Annotated in this window: 28 protein-coding genes and 1 pseudogene; 20 read left to right on the top strand and 9 right to left on the bottom strand. The window is 69.2% G+C overall.

What is annotated here, in order from left to right; translation table 11 throughout:
• Nucleotides 1-79 precede the first annotated feature (79 nt).
• The 5 genes from QMO76_RS03550 to QMO76_RS03530 all read left to right on the top strand — a co-directional run bounded on the left by QMO76_RS03550 (nucleotide 80) and on the right by QMO76_RS03530 (nucleotide 5,022).
• On the top strand, nucleotides 80-1,222 hold the full coding sequence (locus QMO76_RS03550) for an epoxide hydrolase family protein (RefSeq protein WP_306359708.1): 1,143 nt from the start codon (nucleotides 80-82) through the stop codon (nucleotides 1,220-1,222).
• A 55-nt stretch (nucleotides 1,223-1,277) separates the two neighbouring features.
• Nucleotides 1,278-1,856 (top strand): thioredoxin family protein, encoded by a 579-nt coding sequence (locus QMO76_RS03545; protein ID WP_306359707.1) that lies wholly within the window; start codon nucleotides 1,278-1,280, stop codon nucleotides 1,854-1,856.
• A gap of 163 nt (nucleotides 1,857-2,019) precedes the next feature.
• Nucleotides 2,020-3,060: a heat-inducible transcriptional repressor HrcA gene (gene hrcA / locus QMO76_RS03540; protein ID WP_306359706.1), complete on the top strand. Its 1,041-nt coding sequence runs from the start codon at nucleotides 2,020-2,022 to the stop codon at nucleotides 3,058-3,060.
• 65 nt (nucleotides 3,061-3,125) lie between these two features.
• Nucleotides 3,126-4,277, top strand: a complete 1,152-nt coding sequence (gene dnaJ, locus QMO76_RS03535) for a molecular chaperone DnaJ (protein ID WP_306359705.1) — start codon at nucleotides 3,126-3,128, stop codon at nucleotides 4,275-4,277.
• A 4-nt stretch (nucleotides 4,278-4,281) separates the two neighbouring features.
• On the top strand, nucleotides 4,282-5,022 hold the full coding sequence (locus tag QMO76_RS03530) for a 16S rRNA (uracil(1498)-N(3))-methyltransferase (protein WP_306359704.1): 741 nt from the start codon (nucleotides 4,282-4,284) through the stop codon (nucleotides 5,020-5,022).
• 204 nt (nucleotides 5,023-5,226) lie between these two features.
• Here the strand turns inward: QMO76_RS03530 and QMO76_RS03525 are convergent, their stop codons facing one another.
• On the bottom strand, nucleotides 5,227-6,501 hold the full coding sequence (locus QMO76_RS03525; protein ID WP_306359703.1) for an MFS transporter: 1,275 nt from the start codon (nucleotides 6,499-6,501) through the stop codon (nucleotides 5,227-5,229).
• A gap of 101 nt (nucleotides 6,502-6,602) precedes the next feature.
• Here QMO76_RS03525 and QMO76_RS03520 point away from each other — a divergent pair, with 101 nt between their 5' ends.
• The 6 genes from QMO76_RS03520 to era all read left to right on the top strand — a co-directional run bounded on the left by QMO76_RS03520 (nucleotide 6,603) and on the right by era (nucleotide 12,020).
• Nucleotides 6,603-7,532 carry a LysR family transcriptional regulator gene (locus QMO76_RS03520; protein ID WP_306359702.1) on the top strand — a complete coding sequence of 310 codons (930 nt, stop codon included), beginning with the start codon at nucleotides 6,603-6,605 and terminating at the stop codon, nucleotides 7,530-7,532.
• Between the two features lie 147 nt (nucleotides 7,533-7,679).
• The gene (locus tag QMO76_RS03515; RefSeq protein ID WP_306360167.1) at nucleotides 7,680-8,759 is read left to right on the top strand and encodes a PhoH family protein; all 1,080 of its coding nucleotides are present in this window, start codon (nucleotides 7,680-7,682) and stop codon (nucleotides 8,757-8,759) included.
• Between the two features lie 22 nt (nucleotides 8,760-8,781).
• Nucleotides 8,782-9,336 carry an rRNA maturation RNase YbeY gene (ybeY, locus tag QMO76_RS03510; protein ID WP_306359701.1) on the top strand — a complete coding sequence of 185 codons (555 nt, stop codon included), beginning with the start codon at nucleotides 8,782-8,784 and terminating at the stop codon, nucleotides 9,334-9,336.
• The gene (locus QMO76_RS03505) at nucleotides 9,333-10,694 is read left to right on the top strand and encodes a hemolysin family protein (protein WP_306359700.1); all 1,362 of its coding nucleotides are present in this window, start codon (nucleotides 9,333-9,335) and stop codon (nucleotides 10,692-10,694) included. Before ybeY ends, QMO76_RS03505 begins: the two co-directional genes overlap by 4 nt.
• Nucleotides 10,687-11,097 carry a cytidine deaminase gene (locus tag QMO76_RS03500; protein WP_306359699.1) on the top strand — a complete coding sequence of 137 codons (411 nt, stop codon included), beginning with the start codon at nucleotides 10,687-10,689 and terminating at the stop codon, nucleotides 11,095-11,097. The genes QMO76_RS03505 and QMO76_RS03500 overlap by 8 nt, the downstream gene beginning before the upstream one ends.
• Nucleotides 11,088-12,020, top strand: a complete 933-nt coding sequence (era, locus tag QMO76_RS03495) for a GTPase Era (protein ID WP_306360166.1) — start codon at nucleotides 11,088-11,090, stop codon at nucleotides 12,018-12,020. The genes QMO76_RS03500 and era overlap by 10 nt, the downstream gene beginning before the upstream one ends.
• Nucleotides 12,021-12,039: 19 nt before the next feature.
• Here the strand turns inward: era and QMO76_RS03490 are convergent, their stop codons facing one another.
• Entirely contained in the window at nucleotides 12,040-13,101 is a 1,062-nt protein-coding gene (locus QMO76_RS03490) for an aldo/keto reductase (RefSeq protein WP_306359698.1), read from the bottom strand.
• Nucleotides 13,102-13,216: 115 nt separating this feature from the next.
• Between QMO76_RS03490 and QMO76_RS03485 the strand changes: the two genes are divergently transcribed.
• Nucleotides 13,217-14,059 carry a helix-turn-helix transcriptional regulator gene (locus tag QMO76_RS03485; RefSeq protein ID WP_306359697.1) on the top strand — a complete coding sequence of 281 codons (843 nt, stop codon included), beginning with the start codon at nucleotides 13,217-13,219 and terminating at the stop codon, nucleotides 14,057-14,059.
• On the opposite strand, the gene QMO76_RS03480 is transcribed toward QMO76_RS03485, so the two are convergent.
• The 4 genes and pseudogenes from QMO76_RS03480 to QMO76_RS03465 form a co-directional block, all read right to left on the bottom strand.
• The gene (locus tag QMO76_RS03480) at nucleotides 14,046-14,426 is read right to left on the bottom strand and encodes a DUF1304 domain-containing protein (protein ID WP_306359696.1); all 381 of its coding nucleotides are present in this window, start codon (nucleotides 14,424-14,426) and stop codon (nucleotides 14,046-14,048) included. The two genes, QMO76_RS03485 and QMO76_RS03480, sit on opposite strands and share 14 nt — an antisense overlap.
• A 50-nt stretch (nucleotides 14,427-14,476) precedes the next feature.
• Nucleotides 14,477-15,931 carry an amidase gene (locus QMO76_RS03475; RefSeq protein ID WP_306359695.1) on the bottom strand — a complete coding sequence of 485 codons (1,455 nt, stop codon included), beginning with the start codon at nucleotides 15,929-15,931 and terminating at the stop codon, nucleotides 14,477-14,479.
• Nucleotides 15,932-16,129: 198 nt separating this feature from the next.
• Nucleotides 16,130-16,622, bottom strand: a pseudogene (locus QMO76_RS03470) (2OG-Fe(II) oxygenase).
• A complete protein-coding gene (locus QMO76_RS03465; protein WP_306359694.1) occupies nucleotides 16,619-17,116 on the bottom strand; it encodes a methylated-DNA--[protein]-cysteine S-methyltransferase in 498 nt (165 codons plus the stop codon). Before QMO76_RS03465 ends, QMO76_RS03470 begins: the two are co-directional and overlap by 4 nt.
• Nucleotides 17,117-17,479: 363 nt before the next feature.
• On the opposite strand from QMO76_RS03465, the gene recO reads away from it, so the two are divergent.
• From recO to QMO76_RS03440, 5 genes are all read left to right on the top strand, one after another.
• Nucleotides 17,480-18,256 (top strand): DNA repair protein RecO, encoded by a 777-nt coding sequence (gene recO, locus QMO76_RS03460; RefSeq protein WP_306359693.1) that lies wholly within the window; start codon nucleotides 17,480-17,482, stop codon nucleotides 18,254-18,256.
• A gap of 272 nt (nucleotides 18,257-18,528) precedes the next feature.
• The gene (locus tag QMO76_RS03455; protein WP_306359692.1) at nucleotides 18,529-18,756 is read left to right on the top strand and encodes a hypothetical protein; all 228 of its coding nucleotides are present in this window, start codon (nucleotides 18,529-18,531) and stop codon (nucleotides 18,754-18,756) included.
• 63 nt (nucleotides 18,757-18,819) lie between these two features.
• Nucleotides 18,820-19,623 (top strand): isoprenyl transferase, encoded by an 804-nt coding sequence (locus QMO76_RS03450; protein WP_306360165.1) that lies wholly within the window; start codon nucleotides 18,820-18,822, stop codon nucleotides 19,621-19,623.
• The gene (locus tag QMO76_RS03445; protein ID WP_372341891.1) at nucleotides 19,620-20,024 is read left to right on the top strand and encodes a CesT family type III secretion system chaperone; all 405 of its coding nucleotides are present in this window, start codon (nucleotides 19,620-19,622) and stop codon (nucleotides 20,022-20,024) included. The genes QMO76_RS03450 and QMO76_RS03445 overlap by 4 nt, the downstream gene beginning before the upstream one ends.
• A 75-nt stretch (nucleotides 20,025-20,099) precedes the next feature.
• Entirely contained in the window at nucleotides 20,100-20,780 is a 681-nt protein-coding gene (locus QMO76_RS03440; protein WP_306359691.1) for a TetR/AcrR family transcriptional regulator, read from the top strand.
• A 21-nt stretch (nucleotides 20,781-20,801) separates the two neighbouring features.
• Here QMO76_RS03440 and QMO76_RS03435 read toward each other — a convergent pair whose 3' ends face one another.
• Nucleotides 20,802-21,419, bottom strand: a complete 618-nt coding sequence (locus QMO76_RS03435; protein ID WP_306359690.1) for a TetR/AcrR family transcriptional regulator — start codon at nucleotides 21,417-21,419, stop codon at nucleotides 20,802-20,804.
• Between the two features lie 103 nt (nucleotides 21,420-21,522).
• On the opposite strand from QMO76_RS03435, the gene QMO76_RS03430 reads away from it, so the two are divergent.
• A complete protein-coding gene (locus QMO76_RS03430; protein ID WP_306359689.1) occupies nucleotides 21,523-22,491 on the top strand; it encodes a hypothetical protein in 969 nt (322 codons plus the stop codon).
• A gap of 120 nt (nucleotides 22,492-22,611) precedes the next feature.
• On the opposite strand, the gene QMO76_RS03425 is transcribed toward QMO76_RS03430, so the two are convergent.
• Entirely contained in the window at nucleotides 22,612-23,037 is a 426-nt protein-coding gene (locus tag QMO76_RS03425) for a Fur family transcriptional regulator (RefSeq protein WP_372341890.1), read from the bottom strand.
• Nucleotides 23,034-23,429, bottom strand: a complete 396-nt coding sequence (locus QMO76_RS03420; RefSeq protein WP_228807276.1) for a metalloregulator ArsR/SmtB family transcription factor — start codon at nucleotides 23,427-23,429, stop codon at nucleotides 23,034-23,036. Before QMO76_RS03420 ends, QMO76_RS03425 begins: the two co-directional genes overlap by 4 nt.
• A 201-nt stretch (nucleotides 23,430-23,630) precedes the next feature.
• Between QMO76_RS03420 and QMO76_RS03415 the strand changes: the two genes are divergently transcribed.
• Together QMO76_RS03415 and QMO76_RS03410 are read left to right on the top strand one after the other, a co-directional pair.
• Nucleotides 23,631-25,022 (top strand): glycine--tRNA ligase, encoded by a 1,392-nt coding sequence (locus tag QMO76_RS03415; protein ID WP_306359687.1) that lies wholly within the window; start codon nucleotides 23,631-23,633, stop codon nucleotides 25,020-25,022.
• Nucleotides 25,023-25,211: 189 nt separating this feature from the next.
• The gene (locus QMO76_RS03410; RefSeq protein WP_372341889.1) at nucleotides 25,212-25,928 is read left to right on the top strand and encodes a DUF6875 domain-containing protein; all 717 of its coding nucleotides are present in this window, start codon (nucleotides 25,212-25,214) and stop codon (nucleotides 25,926-25,928) included.
• The last annotated feature ends 2 nt before the right edge of the window (nucleotides 25,929-25,930 follow it).

The raw sequence follows: 25,930 nt of genomic DNA, 5'->3' as shown, positions 1-25,930 counted from the left end.
CCGCGAGACCGGGGCAGCCGACTAGGCTGCTGCTCACCAGGGCTTTCGAGTTCGTATCGCGGCTGCGAGGAAATCCGTCATGTACGACGAGGACATTGTTCCGTTCCAGGTGGAGATCGGCCGGGACGAGCTGTCGGATCTGCGCCGACGGCTCGGCGAAACCCGCTGGCCGACACAGATTCCCGGCGTCGGCTGGGCGCGCGGCGTACCGGTCGACTATCTGCGCGAGCTGGCCGGGTACTGGGCGGAGCGGTTCGACTGGACGGTGTGGGAGAAGCGGCTCAACTCCTATCCGCAGTACCGCACCACCATCGACGGGACGCGAATTCACTTCCTGCACATTCGTTCTCGCCACCCCGATGCCATCCCGCTGGTGCTGCTGCACGGCTGGCCCGGGTCGGTGCTGGAATTCCTGGACGTGATCGAACCGCTCACCGATCCCGGGGACGACGGCCCGGTCTTCGACCTGATCATTCCGTCGCATCCCAACTTCGGCTTCTCCGGTCCCGCCCCCGACATCGGCTGGGACAGCACCCGCACCGCCCGCGCCTACGCCGAACTCATGCGCCGCCTCGGCTATCCGCGCTACGGGGTGCAGGGTGGCGACTTCGGCGCGTTCATCGCCCCTGACCTCGGCCGCATCGATGCCGACAGCGTGATCGGCGTGCACGTCAACGCCGCCACCATGGGATTCATCCCCTACGGCCCGGTACCCGACCAGGAGGTCGAGACCCTCACCGAACTCGAGCGCATCCGGCTGGTGCGCCTGGGCCGCTACCTGTCCGACGGCAGCGGCTACTTCCAGATCCAGGGCACCCGGCCGCACACCCTCGGCTTCGCGCTGGCCGACTCCCCGGCGGGCCAACTCGCCTGGATCGTCGAGAAATTCGAGTCCTGGACCGGAACCGACGGCACCCTGGACGAGCGGGTGAACCGCGACCACCTGCTGGCCAACATCTCCGTCTACTGGTTCACCAACACCGGAAGCTCCTCGGCCCAGCTGTATTACGAGTCGCTGCACACGCGCAATCTCCCCACCCCCTCCCGCATCCCAACGGCGGTCGCCAATTTCGCCGAGGATGTCGCCATCCGGCGCTATGCCGAACAGGTGAACAAGATCGTCCGCTGGACCGACTACGACTCCGGCGGCCACTTCGCCGCCATGCAGACCCCCGACATCCTGGCCGCCGACATCCGCGCCTTCTTCGCCGAACTGAGCTGATTCGCGATCCCACGGAACCCTGCGCGGTCGCGCCCCGGCGGCGGACAATGGGCGGATGGCGCTCCAATCCCTGATGGTTCAGCTCGGCACGCCCGCCCCCGACTTCACCCTGCCCTCCGTCGACGGCGACACGTACTCGCTGGGCAGCTTCGCCGCCCAGCCGGCCCTGCTGGTCGCCTTCCTGTCGAATCACTGTCCGTACGTGCGGCGGATCGAGCGCGCGTTCGGCGCGGTGACCGCGGAACTGGCCGGTGAGGGCCTGGCCACGGTCGCGATCAGCAGCAACGATGTGCGCAACTACCCCGACGACGACGCCGACCACCTGCGCGAGCAGGCGCAGCGGGCCGGATTCCGGTTCCCGTACCTCCTCGACGAAGCGCAGGAGGTGGCCAAGGCATTCCGGGCCCAGTGCACACCGGACCTCTTCCTCTACGACGCCGACCGCCGACTGGCCTATCGCGGCGAGTTCGACGCCGCCCGCCCGGGCAACGACCTGCCCTCCGACGGCGCGTCGCTGCGGTCGGCGGTGTCGTTCGTGTTCGCGGGCGGCATCGTCCCGGAACCGCATGCGCCCAGCATCGGTTGCGGCATCAAATGGAAACCCGGCAATGAACCGCGCATGACCTTGCCGTAGTTCTTCCGGCAGGTATCCACGCAGCTGGCGACGGGTGCGCGGGCGATACGCCGCCGGGCAATTAAACTGGATCGCGGATCAACCGGGAATCCGCGGGTCCACCCTGCGCTCCGAACGGTGCGGGCGGGCGGCGGACCCGAAGGCGAACGAGGAGGTGGGGCAGATGTCGAGCACCGAGCAACGACGGCTCGAAGTCCTGCGCGCGATCGTCGCGGACTACATCGCGACCAAGGAACCGATCGGGTCCAAGAGTCTGGTCGATCGGCACAACCTGGGCGTTTCCAGCGCGACCGTGCGCAACGACATGGCGGTACTGGAGGCCGAGGGCTACATCACCCAGCCGCACACCAGCTCCGGCCGCATCCCCACCGACAAGGGCTATCGCCAGTTCGTCGACCACATCGCCGAGGTGAAACCGCTGTCCGGGGCCGAGCGGCGGGCGATCATCGAATTCCTGGAGAACGGCGTCGACCTCGACGACGTGCTGCGGCGCGGGGTGCGACTGCTGGCCCAGCTGACCCGCCAGGTCGCCATGGTGCAGTACCCGACCGTCACCGCCTCCACCGTCCGCCATCTCGAGGTGGTCGCCCTCAATCCCGCCCGGTTGCTGCTGGTGGTCATCACCGACACCGGCCGCGTCGACCAGCGGCTGGTGGATCTGGGCGATGTGGTCTCCGAGGAGGATCTGGCCGCGCTGCGCGGCATGCTCGGCAACGCCATGGACGGCAAGCGGCTCGGCACGGCCTCGGCCGCGGTCGCCGCACTGCCCGAGCACGCCCCGGCCAGACTGCGGGATGTGCTGGTACGGGTGTCGACGGTGCTGGTGGAGACCCTCGTCGAACATCCGGAGGAGCGGCTGGTGCTCGGCGGCACCGCCAATCTGACCCGCAGCGCCTCCGATTTCGCGGGCAATGGCTTCCCGGGCTCGCTGCGCTCGGTGCTGGAGGCGCTCGAGGAGCAGGTGATCGTGCTGAAGCTGCTGGCAGCGGCGCAGCAGCCGGGTACCGTGACCGTGCAGATCGGGGAGGAGACCAAGGTCGAGCAGATGCGCGGCACGGCGGTGGTGTCCACCGGCTACGGCGTAACGGGTACCGTGCTCGGGGGAATGGGTGTGCTCGGTCCGACCCGGATGGACTACCCCGGGACCATTGCTTCGGTGGCCGCGGTCGCCCGGTATATCGGTGAGGTGCTCGCCGAACGGTGAGCCGGTTGAAGAGTGTTTCCCCGCACGGGCGGGGATGAGCCCCAGGACAGGACTAGAGAGCGCAAGTGGCACGGGACTATTACGCACTGCTCGGTGTCGCGCAGAACGCGACCGACCAGGAGATCAAGCGCGCCTATCGCAAGCTGGCGCGTGAACTGCATCCCGATGTGAATCCGGATCCGGGAGCGCAGGAGCGCTTCCGCGAGGTGTCGAGCGCCTACGAGGTGCTCACCGACCCGGAGAAGCGGCGCATCGTGGACCTCGGCGGCGACCCGCTGGAGTCCGGCGGTATGGGCGGCGGCTTCTCGGGTGCCGGTTTCGGCGGCCTCGGCGACGTCTTCGAGGCGTTCTTCGGCGGCATGGGCGCTTCCGGTGGCCAGCGCAAGCCGCGCGGGCGAGTGCAGCCCGGCGCGGATTCGCTGCTGCGGACCCGGCTGTCGTTGCAGGAGTGCGCGGTGGGAGTGACCAAGCACCTCACCGTCGACACCGCCGTGCTCTGCGACCTGTGCCAGGGCGCGGGCACCAATGGCAACTCCAAGCCGGTGCGCTGTGAGACCTGCGGCGGCGCGGGTGAGGTGCAGACCGTGCAACGGTCCTTCCTCGGCCAGGTCATGACCTCACGGCCGTGCCCGACCTGCCGTGGCGCGGGTGAGACCATTCCCGATCCGTGCCGCAAGTGTGGCGGCGACGGCCGGGTGCGGTCGCGGCGCGAGATCGCCGCGCCCATTCCGGCGGGCGTGGCCAGCGGCATGCGCGTGCGACTGGCGGCGCAGGGCGAGGTCGGCCCCGGCGGCGGCCCGGCCGGTGACCTGTACGTGGAGATCGTGGAGCAGCCGCACGACACCTTCGTGCGCGACGGCGACGATCTGCACTGCACCATCCGCGTGCCCATGGTGGACGCGGCGCTGGGCGCGACGGTGGTCATCGACACCATCCTCGACGGACCGGTGGAACTCACCATTCCGGCGGGCACCCAGCCCGGCGAGGTGTCGGTGCTGCGCGGCCACGGCATGCCCAAGCTGCGCGCCAACTCCCGCGGCGACCTGATCGCGCACCTGGACATCGTCATCCCGAGCAAGCTGGACGGCAAGCAGACCGACCTGCTGCGCAAGTACAAGGGCCTGCGCGGCAACGAGCGCACCGAGGTGCTCTCGGCCCAGTCCGAGCACAACAGCGGACTGTTCGCCCGGCTGCGCGCCTCCTTCAGCGGACGCTGAGCCGGTGGCCGCCACCGTCTTCTACCTCGACGAGGTCCCCGAATCGGGCGGCACCGCGGTCCTGGACGGCCCGGAGGGGCGGCACGCCGCCACGGTGCGCCGCATTCGGGTGGGTGAGCCCATCACCCTGTCCGACGGGCACGGGGTCCTCGCCGAATCGGAAGTGGTGGCGGCGCAGAAGGATCGGCTGGAACTGAAGGTTCTCGGCCGCCGGGTCGCCGCCCCGGCGACCCCGAGGGTGACGGTGGTCCAGGCACTGCCCAAGAGCGACCGCTCCGAACTGGCCGTGGAACTCATGACCGAGGCGGGCGCGGACGCCATCGTCCCCTGGCAGGCCGCCCGCTGCGTCTCCAACTGGGAAGCCAAGGCGCACAAGGCCGTAGAGAAATGGCGCACGGCGGCCAAACAGGCCGCCCGCCAATCGCGCCGCGCCTACATCCCGGACGTGGCCGACCTGCACCGCACCGCCGACGTGCTGGACCTGGTCCGCGCGGCCAAGTCGGCGGGCGCGGTCGTCGCCGCCCTGCACGAATCCGGCACCGGCCGGTTCACCCGCCTGCCCTTCGACGGCGCGCCCGAGATCGTGCTCATCGTCGGCCCCGAAGGCGGCCTGGACGATGCCGAACTGGCCGCACTCGCCGACGCGGGCGCGGCCATCGTCCTGCTCGGCCCCACCGTGCTGCGCACCTCCACCGCCGCCGCGGTCGCCCTCGGCGCGCTCGGCGCGCTGACACCCCGCTGGTAGCCCCGCACGCCGACAGCCGCACCATCGAGCTGCCGTGCGAGCCGTGACATACGGCAGCCGGGTCGCGCAGCATGCCCACCAAGGCCTGAGCAGCCCGCAGCACGGCAAGTCCGCACGACCCGCTACGGGCAGGACGACACGACCTGCGATCCGGAGTTGATCAAGTGGTGGAGGACGACGCGGCGGTGCCGTTGCCGACGGGTTTCAGACCGGTTCCGACGCGCCCGGTGCGGGTGTGCTGAAGGCGTCGCTATCGGCGGCGTGTGCGGCGAGGGCGTGCCGTGCCGCCCGGGCGGCACGGCACAACGGCACCGCCAGCAGCGCGGCCGCGCCGACGAGTACGGCCACGTACGCGGAGAGCCCGGCCCAGCCCAGATGGCCGTACGCCAGGCCCGCCGCGCCGCCGATAACCGAATTGCCCAGGTAGTACGCGAAGACGTAGAGCGACGATGCGGCGGCGCGGTTGCCGACGGCGGCCGCGCCCACCCAGCCGCTGGCCACCGCGTGCGCCCCGAAGAAGCCTGCGGTACAGAGCAATACGCCGAGCAGGAGGAGCGGCAGGCGGTCGGGCAGGGTGAGCGCCACACCCGCGGCCATGGCCATGACGGCCGCGGCGAGGACGCGGTGTCGGCCGTGCCGATCGGCCCAGCGGCCCGCGAACGTGGCCGTCACGGTGCCCGCCAGGTACATGGCGAAGACCGAACCCGCCACGGCCTCGGACAATTCGAAGGGCGGTCGGGTGAGGCGGAAGCCCAGGAAGTTGTACAGGGCGGTGAATCCGCCCGCCAGCACGAAGGCCGTAGCGAACAGCGGGAGCAGGGTGCGGTGACGCAGGTGGCCCGCGAGATCCGCTGCGAGCGTGCGGATGTCGGCGGTGACCGGGGTGAAGCGCCGCGACGGGGGCAGCACCCGCACGAACCACACGGTGCACCCCGCCGCCGCCACCGCGAGCACGGCCGCCGCCCAGCGCCACGAGGCCGCCTCCAGCGTCACCGCCGGAATCAGCCGTCCCGCCAGACCGCCCACGCTGGTTCCCGACACATAGACGCCCATGGCCGCGCCCAGCCCCGCCGAGCCGATCTCCTCGGCCAGATACGCCATGGCCACGGCGGGCACCCCGGCCAGCGCGAGCCCCTGCAAGGCGCGACCGGCCAGCAGCACATCCAGTGTCGGCGCGAAGGGCAGCAGCAGCCCGATCGAACAGCTCGCCACCGCCGACGCCCGCATCACCCGGGTGCGCCCGAACCGATTCGACAGCACGCTCACCGGCACGATCGCCAGCGCCAGCACTCCCGTGGTGAGCGAGACCGCCAGCGCGGCGTGCGCCGGAGCCGCCCCGAACGCCGCCGACAGGCTGGGGAGCAGTGCCTGCGCGCTGTACATGGACGCGAAGGTGGTCAGACCCGCCGCGAACAGGGCGAGAATGATCCGCCGGTCCCGGGCCGAGTGCTCGGCGGAAGCGGCCGCTGCGATGCTCATTTGCTCACCATGCGCACACCGGGCATGACAAAGGAAATGCATAATGAATGGGAAGTTGATGCCGAATCAGTATTTGTGCAGCTAGTCGATGGAGGTCGGGGATGGCCGGTGACGATCTGCACTGGTTCATCACGCTCGCCGAACTCGAGCGCGTCGGCGCTGCCGCCGAACGCCTGCACCTGACCCAGCCGACCCTGTCGCGCATGCTGGCCCGCCTGGAACGCCGCCTCGGCGTGCGGCTGTTCGACCGGTACGGAAAACGACTCACGCTCAACGACTTCGGGCGCGTCTACTACGAGCACGCGCGCCGCGCCCGAGCCGAGCTCGATGCCGCGGAGCGGGAACTCGCCGACCTCGCGAATCCCGCCAAAGGCGTGGTGCGACTGGCCTTTCAGCATTCCCTGGGCGCGCGTCTGGTCCCCGAGCTGATCGCGGGCTTCCGCCGCCGCACCGGGCGCACCACCTTCACCCTGAGCCAGGACGCGGCCGACGCGGTGACCGCCGCGGTGCTGGACGGCCGTGCCGATCTGGGTCTGGTCTCGCCCAAACCGGCCGCGCCCGGGTTGGGCTGGCGGCCGCTGCTGCGCCAGCAGCTGGCGCTGGCGGTGCCCGCCGACCATCGGCTCGCCGGGCGGCGGCAGGTCGGCCTGGCCGATGCCGCCGATGCCGAATTCATTGCCATGCACCCGGGTTTCGGCATGCGGCGGGTGCTCGACGACCTGTGCGCCGCCGCCGACTTCCGCCCCCGCATCGGCTTCGAATGCAGCAATCTCGGCACCATCGCGGGTCTGGTCGCGGTGGGTCTCGGGGTGGCGCTGCTGCCACTCGAGGACCCGCGCGTCACGGGTCTCCAGCCGGGGCTGACGCTGCTGCCGCTGGCCGATTCGAACGCCCTGCGCACCGTGGGCATGATCTGGTCGCCCGGCGCCGCGCCGTCGGAGGCGGTGCGGCGGTTCCGCGACTTCACCCTCGACTGGGCGGCGGCGCGGCCCGAGCCGCGCCCCGGTCACCAGCCCGGCTCGGCCGGGTGACGGTCTCGCAGCGGCACTGCCGGTAGCAGCATATTCACTGGGCCGTGTCGGTGGGCAGCGCTAAACTTTCATCAACGAAGGTGACGTTCGAGACCGGAAAGCAGGCTATAGCCACTTTTGAGAACACCAGGCGAAAACGGCGACCAGATCACTCCCGTCGCGGGCATCGGGGCCGGCGGCAACGGGTCCGGACCGGCGGGGCGGACCGTGCGTTCGAGTATCGAACTCGCACCGGAATCGGTGTTCGGATTCCTGGGTTCGGCGGATGAGAACCTGCGTGAACTCGAACGACTGCTCGACGCCGATATCCACGTCCGCGGCAATTCCGTCACCCTCACCGGCAAACCGGCCGATGTGGCGCTCGCCGAGCGCGTCATCGCCCAGTTGGTGGCGCTCACCGCGCGCAACCGGGTGGTGACCCCCGAGGCGGTCCGGCACACGTACTCCATGCTCACCGAGGGTTCCTCGGATTCCCCGGCGGAGGTGCTGAGCCTGGACATCCTGTCCCGGCGCGGCAAGACCATCCGGCCCAAGACGCTCAATCAGAAGCGCTATGTCGACGCCATCGACGAGCACACCATCGTGTTCGGCGTGGGTCCGGCCGGTACCGGCAAGACCTACCTCGCCATGGCCAAGGCCGTGCAGGCGCTACAGACCAAGCAGGTCAACCGCATCATCCTGACCCGGCCCGCGGTCGAGGCGGGGGAGCGGCTGGGCTTCCTGCCCGGCACGCTCAACGAGAAGATCGACCCGTACCTGCGCCCGCTCTACGACGCCCTGCACGACATGATGGATCCCGAGGCCATTCCGAAGCTCATGGCCGCGGGCGTCATCGAGGTCGCCCCGCTGGCGTACATGCGCGGTCGGACCCTTAATGATTCGTTCATCATCCTGGACGAGGCGCAGAACACCACGGCCGAGCAGATGAAGATGTTCCTCACCCGCTTGGGCTTCGGATCGAAGATCGTGGTGACCGGTGACATCACCCAGGTCGACCTGCCCAGCGGCGCGCGGTCGGGGCTGCGGGCGGCGACGGAGATCCTGGATGGGATCGAGGACATCCATATCGCCGAGCTCACCAGCAGCGATGTGGTCCGCCACCGGCTGGTCGGGCAGATCGTGGACGCCTACGACCGCTTCGAGTCGGAGGCCCGGCCGCAGGTGACGGCGCACTATCCGGGCAATCGCGCGCAGCGGCGTGCCGCGAGCCGAGCGGAGCGGCGCTGAACTCGGCCGATAGGCTGAGCGGGTGAGCATCGAGATCGCCAATGAATCGGGTATGGACGTATCCGAAGAGGAGCTGGTCAGTGTCGCGCGTTTCGTGATCGGCCAGATGGACGTACATCCGGCGGCCGAACTGTCGATGGTGCTGGTCGATCTCGACACCATGGCCGATCTGCACATGCGCTGGATGGATCTGCCCGGTCCCACCGACGTCATGTCCTTCCCCATGGACGAGCTGGAGCCGGGCGGGCGTCCCGACGCCGGCGAGCCCGGCCCGTCCATGCTGGGCGATATCGTGCTGTGTCCCGAATTCGCGGCACAGCAGGCCGGCAAGGCCGGACATTCCGTCGACCACGAGTTGGCGCTGCTGACCGTGCACGGCGTCCTGCACCTGCTCGGCTACGACCATGCCGAGCCGGAGGAGGAGAAGGAGATGTTCGCCCTCCAGGCGTCGCTGCTGGAGGGCTGGTACGAGAGTGTGCGCGAGGCTGCGCGCCGCGCCGAACTGGCCGAACGGGATGCGCGGTTGCTCGGCAAGACCGGCTTCACCGCCCCCGGAGATCCCCTGGACCCGGCGTGAATTCACTGTTTCTGCTGACACTGGCGATCGTGCTGGTGCCGTTGGGTGGCATTTTCGCGGCGCTGGACTCGGCGCTGAACACCATTTCGGCGGCCCGGGTGGACGATATGGTGCGGGCCGAGCGGCCGGGCGCGGCGCGGCTGGCGCACATCATCGCCGACCGGCCCCGCTACGTGAATCTCATGGTGCTGCTGCGGGTGCTGTGCGAGATCACCGCGACAGTGCTGCTGGCCGCGGTGCTGCTGGACTGGCTGGACCAGCTCTGGGCGCTGGTGGTCACCGCCGCCGTCATGGTGCTGGTGGACTACCTGGTGATCGGGGTCGGACCGCGCACGCTGGGTCGCCAGCACGCGTATTCCCTCGCACTGGCGGCGTCCTTGCCGTTGCAGGCCATCGGCACCCTGCTCGGGCCGATCAGTCGGCTGCTCATCCTCATCGGCAACGCCATCACTCCGGGCAAGGGATTCCGCAACGGCCCCTTCTCGTCCGAGATCGAACTGCGCGAGGTGGTCGACCTCGCCGGTGAGCGCGGCGTGGTGGCCGACGACGAACGCCGCATGATCCAGTCGGTGTTCGAACTCGGCGACACCGCGGCCCGCGCGGTCATGGTGCCGCGCACCGAGATGGTGTGGATCGAGTCGGAGAAGACCGTGGCGCAGGCGATGTCGCTGGCGGTGCGGTCCGGGCACTCGCGGATCCCGGTGATCGGCGAGAACGTCGACGACATCGTCGGCGTGGTGTACCTGAAGGATATGGTGCCCTACGCGGATCGCAGCCGGAAGGTCCGCGTGCACGAGGTGATGCGCCCGGCCGTGTTCGTTCCGGACTCCAAACCGCTCGACGTCCTGCTCGACGAGATGCAGCGCCGCCGCAACCACATGGCGGTGCTGGTGGACGAATACGGCGGTATCGCCGGGCTGGTCACCATCGAGGACGTGCTCGAGGAGATCGTCGGCGAGATCGTGGACGAGTACGACCAGAACGAGGTGCCCGACGTCGAGGATCTCGGCAACGGCAAATACCGTGTCTCCGCGCGACTTTCGGTCGAAGATCTGGGCGAGCTGTTCGGCATGGCTATCGAGGAGGAGGACGTCGACACCGTCGGCGGGCTGCTCGCGCACGAATTGGGGCGTGTGCCGCTGCCGGGTTCGAAGGCGGTGGCGCACGGACTGGTGCTGAAGGGGGAGGGCGGGGCCGACGCCCGCGGCCGGGTGCGCGTGCACACGGTCGTGGTGAAGCGGGCCGCCGAGAAGGCCGATGCCGGCAAGGCCGCATCGGAACGGGTCGACGGCGATTCGGCCGGAGCGGACGGCGTCGGCGGGTCCGGCGCGAATGAGGATGGAGAGGCCGATGATTGAACTGGATGCCGAGGACAACAAGCTGCTGGTCCTGGCGCGCGGGGCCATGGGCCGCAGCGGAGGGACGGGCGGCGCGGCGATCCGGGACACCGACGGGCGCACGTACGCCGCCGGTGAGGTATCGCTGCATGCCCTGCGGCTGACCGCGTTGCAGGCGGCCGTGGCGGCAGCGATCTCCAGCGGCGCGGAGGGTTTCGAGGCGGCGGTGGTGGTCGGCAGCCCGTTCTCCGACCGCGGAGTGACCGCCGTGCGTGAGGTGTCGGAGGCGGCGAAGATCATCTTCTCCGACGCCAAGGGCAAGGTCTTCGACATTGTCGACGGGCCCGTGGAGGGCGATCCCGCCCAGCGCTCCGGCGTACCGGAGGGCTTCGACCAGCGCACCGGATCCGAGGTATTGGAATGAGCGAATTCCGTTCGGGTTTCGTCTGTTTCGTGGGAAGGCCGAATACCGGCAAGTCCACGCTGACCAATGCCATGGTGGGGCAGAAGATCGCCATCACCTCCTCGCGCCCGCAGACCACCCGGCACACCATTCGCGGCATCGTGCACCGCGAGCACGCCCAGCTGATCCTGGTGGACACCCCCGGCCTGCACCGGCCCCGCACCCTGCTCGGGCAGCGGCTCAACGACCTGGTGCGCGACACCTATTCCGAGGTCGACGTGATCGCCCTGTGCATCCCGGCCGACGAGAAGATCGGCCCCGGCGACCGCTGGATCGTGGAGCAGATCAAGCTGATGGCGCCCAAGACCACCCTGCTCGGCGTGGTCACCAAGATCGACAAGGTGAGCCGCGACCAGATCGCCCACCAGTTGGTCGCGGTCTCGGAACTGCTCGGACCCGACGCCGACGTGGTGCCGGTATCGGCGGTCGAGGGCGAGCAGGTGGAGATCCTCGTCGATGTGATCGCCTCGAAAATGCCCGAGGGACCGGCCTTCTACCCCGACGGCGAACTCACCGACGAGCCCGAGGAAACCCTCATGGCCGAGCTCATCCGTGAGGCCGCCCTCGAAGGCGTGCGGGACGAACTTCCGCACTCGCTGGCCGTGGTCATCGAGGAGGTGCTGCCCCGCGAGGTGGACGACGACGACCCGAATGCCAAGTCCGCCAAGGAAATGCTCGATGTGCACGCCCTGCTCTACGTCGAACGCTCCAGTCAGAAGGCCATCATCATCGGCAAGGGCGGCTCCCGGCTCAAAGAGGTCGGCACCAACGCCCGCAAGCAGATCGAGCACATTCTCGGTACCCGCATCTACCTGCACCTGCACGTCAAGGTCGCCAAGGACTGGCAGCGGGATCCGAAGCAGTTGGGCAAGTTGGGGTTCTGAGCCGGTCGTGCGGCGCCCCTCACCGCCGCGCCTCGATGGTCAGCCCGCCGGTGGTGACGGTGCGCGTCATCTCCCGCTCCAGGAATTCGTGCGGGAAGCCCGGATCGACGGCGCTCGCCGCCTCCAGCCGCGTCACCTGCTCGGCATCGAACTCCACCGTCAGGGCACCGAGATTGTCCTCCAACTGGTCGGGTGTCCGTGCTCCGATGATCGGGGCGGTGACGGCCGGATTGCGCAGCGTCCAGGCCAGGGCGACCTGCGCCGGGGTGCGGTCCAGTTGCGCCGCCACCTCCTTCACCACCTCGGCGATGGCGAGTCCGCGTTCGGTGAGCGCGCCGCTGGCGATGGCGAGGTTCTTGCGGGTGCCCTCGGGGGAGGCCACACTGTCGCCCAGGTCGGCCCGGCTGTACTTGCCGCTGAGCACCCCGCTGCCCAGCGGTGACCACGGAATCACGCCCAGGCCCAGCTCCCGGGCCATGGGGATGAGTTCGCGCTCCACCGTGCGCTCGATGAGGCTGTACTCGATCTGCAATGCCACCAGCGGTGACCAGCCGCGTAGGTCGGCGATGGCCTGCATGCGGGCCACCTGCCAGGCCGGGGCGTCGGAGATGGCCACGTACAGCACCTTGCCGTGGCGCACCAGATCGTCCATGCCGCGCAGGATCTCCTCCACCGGGGTCAGGAAGTCCCAGGCGTGCAGGTACAGCAGATCGAGGTAGTCGGTCCGCAGATTGCGCAGGCTGGCCTCCACCGAGGCGAACATGCTCTTGCGGTGGTTGCCACCGGAATTCGGATCGCCAGGCCGTCGCAGCATGGTGTATTTGGTTGCCAGCACCAGACTTTCGCGGTTGTCGCGGGTGAACTCGCCGAGCAGCCGCTCGGAGCTGCCGCCGGTGTACATGCTGGCGGTGTCGATGAAGTTGCCGCCCCGCTCGGTGTAGATGTCGAGCAGTTTGCGTGCCTCGCTCGCCTCCGCACCCCAGCCCCAGTCCGAACCGAAGGTCATGGTGCCCAGGGCGAGCGGGGACACCCGCAGCCCGGAGCGGCCCAGCGTCCGGTAGGTGTCGAGGGTCAGTGTCATCGGTCCTCCTGTGCTCGTCGCGTTCGCCGACGAGTCTGCGGGGCGGGCGGCGATGCGGTAAGGGAGGAATCTTCCTGGGAACGCCCGTCCCACCCCCACCGTAGGATCGACGGCGATGACTGGCACCGTGGACACGACCCGGGAACTCGCCGCCTTCCTGCGTTCCCGGCGCGAACGACTGGACCCGCGCGACCTCGGCCTGCCGCCGCGCCGCCAGCACCGGCGCACCCCCGGCCTGCGGCGCGAGGAGGTCGCCGAACTGGCCGGGGTGAGCACCGACTACGTGGTGCGGCTGGAGCAGGGGCGCGGCCTGCGGCCGTCACCGGAGGTGCTGGAGGCGCTCGCCCGCGCGCTGCGCCTGGACGATGTGGAGCGCGCCTACCTGTTCGACCTGGCCCGGCGGCGACGGCCCGACGGCGTCGGACCCGCCACCACGGCGGCTCCGGAACTGGTGCGGTTGGTGCACGACCTGTCACCGCTTCCGGCCATGGTGGTGAACCACCGCTTCGACATCCTCGCCTGGAACCGGGAGATGTCGCTGCTGCTGGTGGATTTCGACGCCCTGCCGCCGCGGCAGCGCAACACCATGTGGCTGTGCGTGCTGCATCCGGGCCTGCGGGAGTTCTTCGGTGATCGGGAGCGCACCATGCGCGAGGGCATCGCGGGACTGCGCGCGGCCTGGGCCGGGCATCCCGACGATGCGGTACTCGCCGAGCGGATCGAGGAATTCCGTTCCGGGAGCACGGAATTCGAACACTGGTGGGCGCAGCGGGACGTGCGGGTGAACGGCCGCGGCCACAAGGTGTTCCACCATCGCGAGGTCGGCGTGCTCACCGTGCGCTACGAGCAGCTGATGCCATTGCAGGATCCGGATCAGCGCCTGGTGATCTATCGCGCCGCCGACGAGGCGAGCCGGGCCGCACTGAACCGGCTGGGTGCCGGTCCTACAGCTGTGTGAGCGCGGCCAGCAGCGTCAGCGCAGGGAAGAGGGCCTGCTTGCCCGCCGCGGCGGCCTTGTCGCGGTAGCGGGCGACCAGGACCACGGCCGCGGCGAGCATCGAGCCGCAGCTCATCAGGATCAGCGCCCAGCCCGCCGAGGCGTCGGCGCGGACCATGGCCACGCCGACGAATGCGCCGATGGCCAGAAACAGGTTGTAGAACCCCTGATTGAATGCCCACGGCTGCGCCGCCGCCACCTCTCCCTCGGCGACGCCGAAGATACCGCGATGCACCTTCGGGTCGGTGAACCGCACCACCTCCATGTAGAAGATCCCCACGTGCACCAGGCCCGCCAGCGCGGCCAGGATCTGTACGACTGCCAGCACGACGGCCTCCTCGAGCTAGGGACTCGGTCCAGGGTCCGGCCGTGCGGACGCTACCGGGCGCGGCGCTGATCACCCGGTAGGCACGCCGCCGGATTGTCCAGCCACCACGGCGCGGGCCGGTGCTCGTACCACTTCAGCTCCGACTCCAGCTGGGCGGCAACCGAAACCAGCAGCTCCTCGGAATTGGCCGGGCCCATGAGCTGGGCGCCGACCGGCAGCCCGGCGGCGGTGAACCCCGCGGGAACATTGACGCTGGGCCAGCCCAGCACATTCCACGGCCAGGTGTACGGGCAGGCGGCGGTGATGAGGGCGTCGGTCGCCATGGTGCCGATGCCGTCGATCTCGGTGACACCCGGCGGCGGCGTCGCGGTGGTGGGGGAGAGCACCACGTCGAACGTGTCGTAGATCGCGCCGATGCGCATGCGCAGCAGGGGTTCGGCCGCGCGGGCGGCGAACAGGGCCGGGCCGAGCACGCGGCCCAGCAGGGCATTGTGCCGGGTGCGCGGATCGACGGCCGCGCCGGGCAGCCGGTCGAGCGCGTGCCGGATGCCCACCATGGAGCGGGGCAGGAAGCTCGCGCCGAGCAGTACGCCGTAATCGACGTCGGCCACCGTCACCTCGTGGCCGAGGCCGCGCAGGGTGTTCGCCAGGGCGTGGACGCGCGCCGCCACCTCGGGGTCGAGCGCGGTCTTGGTGGCGGTGAAGGGGATGCGCAGGGACAGCGCGATGCGCAGGCGGCCGGGATCGCGGCCCACCGCCTCGGAGACGCGCAGGGTGCGCGGGGTGTGCCTGTCGCCCGGATGCGGTCCGGCGGCGGCATCGAGCAGCAGGGCCGCGTCGGCCACGGTGCGGGCGAGCGGGCCGTGCACGGTCAGGCCCTCGAACGCCTCGGCCAGCGGCCAGGTGGAGATGCGGCCGCGCTGCGGTTTGATGCCCACCAGGTTGTTCCACGCCGAGGGGATGCGCACCGACCCCGCGCCGTCGGAACCCAGTGCGGCGGGGACCAGTCCGGCCGCCACCGCCGCGGCGGAACCTCCGGAGGAGCCGCCCGGCGTATGGTCGGCGCTCCACGGATTCCGGGTGTGCCCGAAGGCGTCTCCGCTGGTGAACGGGAGCTGTCCGAGTTCGCAGGTATTGGTCTTGCCGACGATCACCGCACCGGCCGCGCGCAGCCGCCGCACCGATTCGGCATCCTCGGTCTTGACCGGGAAATCGCCGCCACAGCCGAAAGCCGTTGCGGTACCGGCAAGATCGGTGTCGTCCTTGATGGCGACGGGCACGCCGAGCAGCGGCAGCCGCTCCCCGTCCGCGATCCGTCGATCCGCCTCCGCCGCGTCGGCGAGCGCCCGCTCGCGCACCACCACCCGGAAGGCGTTCAGCGTGGACTGGCTGGCCTCGATCCGATCGAGCGCGGCCGCGGTCGCCTCCACCGAGCCGACCTGCCCGGCGGCCAGCGCCGCCGCGAGTTCCACCAGCCCCATTTCGCCTACCGCCGCCATCGTCATGTGATTCCCGTCTCCCTGATGTCCCGTTCGCAAGGTAGCGCGATTCTGGTCACACGTCCAATGTGTCCGCGCGCACCGAGGGGGAACCGGTGGCGGCGTCGCGCAAGAGAACCCCGCCACCGGTTCCCCCTCGCGGACAGGAGCGCGACTCGCGGGGGCGCCGTTAACGAGACGCTGCCCGCCAGCGCCGGTCCACCGCTAGGCCGCGTCATGGAACACCAGGCCGAGGGTGTGGCGGCGACCCGAGCGCACGGTGCTCACGCCGTGGCGCATGGGGCCGACCGACCAGCCTCGGCTGGAGCGCACCGGTCGATCGCGGGTGGTGAACACCAGTCCGCGGCCCTGCGGCAGGACGGTCGCCGAGCCGCGGGACTGGGCGCGCGCTCGCTGTTCGACCATGAGGAATTCGCCGCCGGTGTAGTCCCCGCAGCTCCCGCACCACCGCGGGCAGGTCGTGGGTGAAGTACCGGTACTCACCCGAGCCGAATCGGTGCCGCTCCATGTTCACGGTGGTGCGGAACAACTCGTCGCGCTCGTACAGTTCGGTGAGCGCCCGGCATTCGTCGGCGTGCAGCAGCGGCCCGGTGAGGGCGCTGCCGTACGCGTCGAGTTCGGCCGTGATGCCACCCCAATCCTGCTGTGCCACCACATGTTCCCGGTGCCCGGTGGTATCGGGCAGGGCCGCTGTCATGCGGGCAGCAGCACGTGCTCGAGCTCCAGCAGCCGCTGCTTGCGCTGTAGCCCGCCGGAATACCCGGTCAGGGTGCCGTTCGCGGCGATCACCCGGTGGCAGGGGCGCACGATGAGCAGCGGGTTCGCGCCGACGGCCGCGGCGACCACCCGCACCCGTTCCCGCCGTTCCCCCGCCCGCGCCGCGATCTCGCCGTAGGTGGCGGTGCAGCCGTACGGGATCTCCTCGACGGCCCGCCACACCCGCCGCTGGAATTCGCTGCCGACGCCGACGAATTCGATCTCGAACCGGGTGCGCGCCCCGTCGAAGTACTCCCGCAGCTGCGTGGCGACCTCGTCGAACGCCGCCGCGTCGTGGGTCCACTCGGGCAGCACGATCGCTCCGCCCTTCTGCCCCGGCACCGACACCGAGGCGAGCGCGACCCCCTCGCCGACCGGTTCCCCGACCAGCAGCAGTTCCCCGAGCGGGCTGTCCATTGTCGTGTAGACGGTCATGGCCGCCTCCTCTCACTCGTCGTTCCCCACCGACTCTGCCGCCCCGGCAATGACATGACTAGCGGAAATCGGACGTGTCATTTCCTGGCTTCGACCCTGGCGGTGAGCCGGATGACGGTGGCGCCGCGGTTTCCCGAGCGGTCCCGCCGTGCAATCCGGCCACCCCTGCCGCCCATGTTCACGAGCGTCGTGCGGCGGCGCTCTGCCGCCCCCGGAACCCCTCCACCGGAGCCGCTGTCGCGAATGAACCCGCCCGTCGCCGTCGGCACGGCTGGTTCCGCCGCCCGGCACGTCCCGCCCACGCCGCGACTCGGCCCCGGCCGACAGCGCGATCGGTCGGGGCGACGTGGGAGACTTACCCGCGTGCGTTTGTATCGGGACCATGCCGTGGTGGTGCGCCAGCACAAGCTGGGCGAGGCCGATCGCATCGTCACGCTCCTGACCCGCCAGCACGGGCTGGTGCGCGCGGTCGCCAAGGGAGCCCGGCGCACCCGCTCCAAGTTCGGTGCGCGCCTGGAGCCGTTCGCCTACGTGGACGTGCAGCTGTATCCCGGACGCACGCTCGACACCATCACCCAGGTGCACACGGTGGAGGCGTTCGCCGCCGATATCGTCGCCGACTACGGCCGGTACACCGCCGCCTGCGCGGTGCTGGAGACGGCCGAACGGCTGGCGGGCGAGGAGCGCGCTCCCGCCCCCCGCCTGCACACCCTCACCGCCGGCGCCCTGCGCGCCATCGCCGCCGCCCACCGCCCGCACGAACTCGTCCTGGACGCCTTCCTGCTGCGCGCCATGGGTTTCGCGGGCTGGGCACCCGCCCTCACCGACTGTGCCCGCTGCGCCACCCCCGGCCCGCACCGCGCCTTCCACGTGGCCGCGGGCGGCGCGGTGTGCGTGCACTGCCGCCCACCCGGCGCCGCTACCCCCGCCCTCGGCGTCCTCGACCACATGCACGCCCTGGAACGCGGCGACTGGTCGCTGGTCGACACCGTCCCCGACCAGCTGCGCCGCCAGGCCACCGGCCTCATCGCCGCCCACCTGCAATGGCACCTGGAACGCCAGCTGCGCACCCTCCCGCTCATCGAACGCACCCGCCCGCACGAACCCCTCGAAGCCTCGACCACATCCCAGGTGTGTTGACCCCAGAACTGGCGCCCCACGATGGCGATATCGGCACGCCGGTTGCACACAGCGAGCGACACGCCGACAAGTGGGCCGATGGGCGCTAGCCTGGCAGCGCCTGGTTGTCTTGCTGAGCGGTGGCGCTAACACGGTTCAGTTGGATGCCCAGCGGGGTAGGCCGAGTGGGATGCTGCACCATCCCGATCCGGGACAGGTCTACTCAGGATGCGTGGACACTGACAGACCGTGACATCGTGTCGGCTCCCGGACCGGCGGAACGGGATTCATCTGTGTCAGCCGTGCTTTCGGCCCTCTCGTCCTGGGCAATTGTCGTCGTTCTCGTTGTGATTCTCGCATTCGTGTACGCGCTCGTCAGATTGGTCGTCACGACTCGTCACCCCGGTGATGAATTGCTCGTGCGCGTGTTCCCGCCGCGCATCGAGGTTCGCTACGCGCGTCGTGAGAAGGCCGAAGCACCGGTTCTCGCCCAGGCGTCGGGTCGCGAGAAACGTCGCTGACTTGTGGAGAGTTCGCGGCGATAGTGGTGGTCCTCGGTCGGGCGCCGCGCGCGGTGGTGCAGGATTGAGGGCGTGATCGGTAATCGCAAGTCCTCCGTAGCCACGTCTGCCGTGCGTCCGCCGTCGCCGCATCCGTCGGGGGCGACGCCGCCCAATATTCCGGCCGAGTTCGTGCCGAGGCATGTGGCGCTGGTGATGGACGGCAACGGTCGGTGGGCGCAGGAACGGGGGCTGCCGCGGACTGCGGGCCACGAGCGGGGTGAGGCCGTGCTCATGGACACCGTCGAGGGCTGCATCGAGATCGGGGTGAAGTGGCTGTCGGCGTACGCGTTCTCCACCGAGAACTGGCGGCGCAGCCCGGAGGAGGTGCGCTTCCTCATGGGCTTCAACCGGGATGTGATCCGGCGGCGGCGCGATGAGATGAACGAGATGGGGGTGCGGGTGCGCTGGGCGGGGCGGCGACCGCGGTTGTGGCGCAGCGTGATCAAGGAACTCGAGGTCGCCGAGAAGCTCACCGAGGACAATTCGGTGATGACCCTGACCATGTGCGTGAACTACGGCGGCCGTGCCGAGATCGCCGATGCCGCAAGGGAGATCGCGCGCCGGGTGAAGGCGGGCGAGATCGATCCGGAGAAGATCAACGAGGATGTCTTCGCCCGGTTCCTGGACGAGCCGGATATGCCCGACGTGGACCTGTTCCTGCGTCCCTCGGGTGAGTTCCGCAGCTCCAACTTCCTGCTGTGGCAGTCGGCGTACGCCGAATACGTCTTCCAGGACACGCTGTTCCCGGATTTCGACCGCCGCAACCTGTGGGCGGCGTGCCTCGAGTACGCCCAGCGCGACCGTCGGTTCGGTGGGGTGAAGTGAGCGAGACGGCCACCGCCGAGGAACTCCAGGCCCGCGCCGGTGCGTGCCTGGAGCGCTACGACGTCCCGGTGAAGGTGGAGGACGGCGGTCTGGGCTTCCAGTACGAGGGCGCGCTCTGCTCACTGCGCGGGGTCAACCTCGCCCCGGGTCTGGACGTGCTCACCCTGACCTGCGTCCTGGCCTGGGATCGGCCGCTGAAGCCGCAGTTGCACAAGCGCGTCGCCGAACGCAATGCCGGACTCCAGTTCGGTTCCATCACGGTCATCGGCCACGACAAGCAGGCCGATGTCATCCTGCGCTACACCTTCCCGGCGGCCGGACTGGACGATGAGGCGCTGGCGACCATGCTGCTGCTGGTGCTGTCGGGGGCGGGCCGGGCCAGGCAGGGTCTGCTGCCGTAGCGATTCCGATATGCCGCCGTGATGTAGTGAAACAGCTTCCGCATCTGTGTATCATTGTCTCTCTCAGGAGGACACGTGGAATCTGCGCTGCCCGTCGACAATCCGGACCCGGGTGTGGAGACGCTGCTCGAACGCGCCTATCAGCAGGTCGTCGAGCGTGTCGACGACACCGACCCCACCAGGGCGAAACTGCTCGACGCGGCCTTCGAGCAGTTCTGCTGGCTGGGCATCCAGCGCTCCACCATGGAGGATGTGGCGCGCCGCGCCGGGGTCTCCCGCATCACCCTGTACCGCCGGTTCGCCACCAAGGACCTGCTGGTCGAACAGGTGATCCTGCGGGAGTTCCGCCGGTACTTCCGCCAGTTCTTCCTGGATATCGCCCCCGCCGAGTCCGCGGCCGAGCGCGTGGTGCTCGGTTTCGTGAGTTCGCTGCGCACCATCCGGAACAACCCGCTGATCGGCGGCCTGATCGCCGCGGAGCCGAACCACCTGGTGAGCTCGCTCATCGGCGACGACGGGCGCACCGTGGCCATGGTGCGCCAGTTCGTGGCCGGTCAGCTGCGCCAGGAGCAGCGGGCGGGCACGGTGTCGGAGGCGGTGCAGGTCGATCTGGTGGCCGAGCTCATGGTGCGCACCTGCGCGTCCTTCCTGGCGATTCCGAGCCAGATCGTCGATCTCGACGACGACGAGCAGCTGGCCGGGATCGCGCGGCGGTTCCTGGTGCCGATGCTGCGGCCGGACGAGCCGGCGGGCTGAGCCGACCGCCGCGAAACCCGTTCAGGCGGGGGCGATCTCGTCGGCCCGGTATTGCGGGAACAGCAGTTCGGTGCCGCGGGCGATGTCCTCCGGGGTGGTGTCGCCGATGATGAGGTGCTGCAGGATGTAGCCGGGCAGGATGCCCATGAGCGTCTTGGCGACGGCGTCGATGTCGGCGTTCTCGGGTAGCCAGCCGACTTCGCGCATGCGGCGGGCGTACTCCCGCCAGAGTGCGCGGATTCCGCCGATATTGGTGCGCACGAAGTCGGCGATATGGGGGTTGGTGAGCGCCAGTGACCACGCCTGCGGGAGCAGTCGCACCGGACCGCCGGGTTCGGCCTGCTGCGTGATCGTTTCGGCCATGAGGCGCACGAGTTCCGGGGGAGTGGGCAGCGGATCGCGGTGCACCGCTTCGGTGAGTGACTCGCGCAGTCCGCTGCTGGCCTGGTAGATGAGCGCGGCGACGATGTCGTCCTTGCTCTTGAAGTAGCGGTAGACGGCCCCGGCGGAGAGTCCGGCCTCGGCGAAGACGTCCTGCATGGTGGCGGTGTGCAGGCCCTTGCGGGCAAAGCAGGTCTGGGCGGCGTCGAGGATCTGCTGCCTGCGGCGTTCCAGGTGTTCTTCGCTGACTCTGGGCATGCCTCAAAAGTAAAACGAATATCCGTTCTTGACAAGCTGACAACCGGATGTCAGGGTTGTCCCATCAAATAGAACGAGCCTCCGATTTTCTTGGGAGCATCTGATGAACACCACCCAGCGCGCCATCGCCCTCGGGATCGCCGCCGCCCTCATCCAGGCCGTCATGCTCATCGCCTTCGCCTGGCCCGCCGTCAATATCGGGGCGCGCGATCTGCCCGTCGCCGTGGCCGGACCACAATCGGCCGTCGTGGCGGACCGGCTCACCCAGCGCGACGCGAACGCCTTCGAGATCACCACCGTCGCGGACGAATCCGCCGCCCGCGCCGCCATCGGCGACCGAGAGGTGTACGGCGCCATCGTGACCGGCGACGGGCAACCCCGCGTGCTGGTCGCTTCCGGTGCGAGTCCGGTTGTGGCGCAACAGCTCACCGCCATCGGCCAGCAGCTCGCCGGTACCCCCGCCGCTCCCGTCGAGGATGTGGTGGCCGCCGACCCCGATGACCCGCGCGGTGCCGGATTCGGCGCGATGGTGCTGCCCCTGGTGTTGTCCGGTCTCGCCGCCGGTGTGCTGCTGTCGCTGCTGATCCCCGCGGTCGGCGGACGAGTCACGGGCCTGTTCACCTTCGCCGTCACCGGTGGACTGCTGAGCATGGCCATCGTGCAGGGCTGGCTGTCGATCCTGCCCGGTTCCTACTGGACCCTCGCCGCCATCGCCGGTCTGGTCTCCTTCACGGTCGCCGGAACGGTGGTCGGCCTGGCCACCGTGCTCGGCCGCGCCGGTATCGGCCTGGCCGCGCTGACCCTGCTGCTGATCGGCAACCCCTTCTCCGCGGCCACCTCCGCCCCCGAACTCCTGCCGCAGCCCTGGGGCGCGCTGGGTCAGCTGCTGCCGCCCGGCGCGGCGGCCACCCTGCTCCGCTCGGTGGCGTTCTTCGACGGCGCCGGTGCGGCGGCCCCGCTGGCCGTGCTGCTCGTCTGGGCCGCCGCGGCGCTGGCCCTGCTCGGGCTGGGAGCCCTGCGCGTCCGCCGCGTCGAGGCTCCCGCCGGGGCCCCGGTCCCGGCCACTGCCTGAGGCACTGCCCGGCGATACAGCAGCGCGGCGCCCGCTCCCCGAGGAGCGGGCGCCGCGCCGTCATGCGCTGTGCGTGGACCGCGCGGCGGCGAGCCTGTCGTGCGGTGTCGCCGATCGCGCTCAGCGCTTGCCGTTGGCGCACGACCGGCAGCAGCCGAAGATCTCCACCGTATGGCTGATATCGCTGAATCCGTGTTCGGCCGCGACGGTGTCGGCCCACGCCTCCACGGTCGGCCCCTCCACCTCGACCGTGCGCCCGCAGTGGCGGCAGACGAGATGGTGGTGGTGTCCCTTGGAGCACTGCCGGTAGACCGATTCGCCGGAGTCGGTGCGCAGCACGTCCACGTGCCCGGCGTCGGCGAGCGACTGCAGGGTCCGGTAGACGGTGGTCAGGCCGATGCCCTCGCCTCGTTTGCGGAGTTCGTCGTGCAGCTCCTGCGCCGACCTGAACTCCTCGATATCGGAGAGCAGCGCCGAGATGGCGCTGCGCTGACGGGTGCTGCGGACCCCGACCGTCTTGGTTTCCGACTTCCCCGCCACGATCATCCTTCCTCGGCGTGCGCCACGGCATCGACCACGATATGCGCCAGATGCTCGTCGACGAGTTCGTAGATCACTTCGCGTCCGGTCCGCTCACCGCGCACGACGCCCGCGGATTTGAGAATCCGCAGGTGCTGGCTGATGAGCGGCTGGGTGACACCCAGGGTGTCGACCAGTTCGTGCACGCAGCGCGGCGATTCGCGCAGTTGCAGCACGATGGCGATACGCACGGGTGCGGCCAGTGCGCGCAGCAGTTCCCCGGCATTGTCGAGGATGCCACGCGGCGGGACGGCCGGTGGGGTGGGTGACCGGTACGGGTACGGGTCGTGCGGGATCGCGGTCGGCGCTTCGGTGTCCACGCGGGATCGCCGCGTGGGGGCGCCGCTGTCGGCGGTCATCGAACCAACTCCTTATTGGAAACCACTGCCATTATTGGTATGCACAGGTGCGCATGTCAAACAGGCGCGCGGTGAGCCGGCATCGGCAGGATATGTGGGGGCCGCGACACCGGAGGCTGGTGGGTGCAAATCCGCTTGGTCGGTGCCGATAGTCTGGAGCCAATCCCTTGCAATCTTCCGGACCGGATGGAGAAATCTCGAGTGGCACCCAAGTCGAAGGTGGACACCGTCGCCAACCTGGCCAAGCGCCGGGGCCTGGTGTACCCGTCGGGTGAGATCTATGGCGGCACCAGGTCGGCGTGGGATTACGGCCCGCTCGGAGTCGAGCTCAAGGAGAACATCAAGAAGCAGTGGTGGCGCTCCATGGTCACCAGTCGCGAGGATGTGGTCGGCCTGGACTCCTCGATCATCCTGCCGCGGCAGGTGTGGGTCGCCTCCGGTCACGTCGCGGTCTTCAACGATCCGCTGGTGGAATGCCTGAACTGCCACAAGCGGCACCGGCAGGACCACCTGCAGGAGGGCTACGCGGAGAAGAAGGGCATCGACGACCCGGACAGCGTGTCCATGGAGGTCATCGCCTGCCCGGACTGCGGCACCGTCGGCAAGTGGACCGAGCCGCGCGACTTCAACATGATGCTCAAGACCTACCTGGGCCCGATCGAGTCCGAGGAGGGTCTGCACTACCTGCGGCCGGAGACCGCGCAGGGCATCTTCGTGAACTTCGCGAACGTCATGACCACCGCGCGCAAGAAGCCGCCGTTCGGCATCGCCCAGATGGGCAAGAGCTTCCGCAACGAGATCACCCCGGGCAACTTCATCTTCCGCACCCGGGAGTTCGAGCAGATGGAGATGGAGTTCTTCGTCAAGCCGGGCGAGGACGAGCAGTGGCATCAGTACTGGATCGACACCCGGCTGGCCTGGTACACCGATCTGGGTATCGCTCCGGAGAACCTGCGACTCTACGAGCACCCGAAGGAGAAGCTCTCGCACTACTCGACCCGCACGGTCGACATCGAGTACCGCTTCCACTTCGCCGGCAGCGAGTGGGGTGAGCTGGAGGGCGTCGCCAACCGCACGGACTTCGACCTGAAGACCCATTCCGAGCATTCCGGCAATGACCTGAACTACTTCGACCAGGCCACCGGTGAGCGCTACACCCCGTACGTCATCGAGCCCGCGGCCGGTCTGACCCGCTCGCTCATGGCCTTCCTCATCGACGCCTACAGCGAGGACGAGGCGCCCAATGCCAAGGGCGTCATGGAGAAGCGCACCGTGCTGCGGCTGGACCGCCGCCTCGCGCCGGTGAAGGCGGCGGTGCTGCCGCTGTCGCGCAATGCCGAACTCTCGCCCAAGGCGAAGGATCTCGCGACGCGGCTGCGCAAGCACTGGAACGTCGAGTTCGACGACGCTCAGGCCATCGGCCGCCGCTACCGTCGCCAGGACGAGATCGGTACTCCGTTCTGCATCACGGTCGATTTCGATACCCTGGAGGACCAGGCGGTAACGGTTCGGGAACGGGATTCCATGGCGCAGGAGCGAATCGGCCTCGATCAGGTGGAGAACTACCTGGCTACGCGGCTGCTGGGTGCCTGAATAAGATCACAAGAAAGGACCGGTCGATATCGACCGGTCCTTTCTTTTTGCCTTCTGCCCCAACAATTCGGGGCACACGCAGAAATTCGGGTATGCGACTACTCGTGTTAACGACCCATGACCGTCGCACTATTTATGTGTGTGGGCATCGGCGCCTGACGCTGTAGCTCTATCTGCCTGAGGTGAGTCATGAGCGAGCGAGTAATCGGTCCCCGCTCGGGCCTGCAATGGGTCTCATTGGGGGACAAGTCACTATCCATGTGTACCGCGGCGCGGTCCACGGTAGCTTCATTCGCAACCTGGGCGGATCGTTTTCTGACCCAGCCCTGCGACGAACTGGGTCGGGACGGACCGGTATGTCCGTACGTTCGGCCCTCCATCCGGCGCGATCTGCTCTGGCTGGGACAGGTCCCGGCCGCTCGGCCGGGGCTGGGTTGGATGCGTACGGTCATCGGGGACGCGCTGGCGATCTATCCCGAATTGCCCACCGGGAACGGCAGTTCCACCTCGGTGCTGCGCGCATTGATCACCGTGTTACCGAACCTCGGGGACTATTCGCTGATCGACGATCTCCACGCGGAATTCAAGAGCAGATTCGTGGAACGCGGATTCATGCTGGGACAGTTCTATCCCGGCTGTGATCAACCGGGATTGTGGAACAAGGAATTTCGGCCCCTGGACGCACCGCTGCCCATGCTGGTGGTGCGCACCATGATGACCACGGACTTCCCGTTCCTGCTCGACCGCACGGAATGGATGGACGCCTATGTCCGCAAGTTCGCGCCGATGATTCCGGCGCATGTGCGGTCGGTGGTGGTGGGACGCTTGACCGCTCGCGCCGACGCCCCGGTACCCGCCTACGAGGTGCGGGCGGAGGATTCCGCCAGCCCGCTGCCCGCGCGGTGACC

The organism is Nocardia sp. CC227C, from assembly GCF_030767025.1.
In the GTDB taxonomy this organism is placed as follows: Bacteria; Actinomycetota; Actinomycetes; order Mycobacteriales; family Mycobacteriaceae; genus Nocardia.
This window is presented reverse-complemented; position numbering and strand designations above follow the sequence as displayed.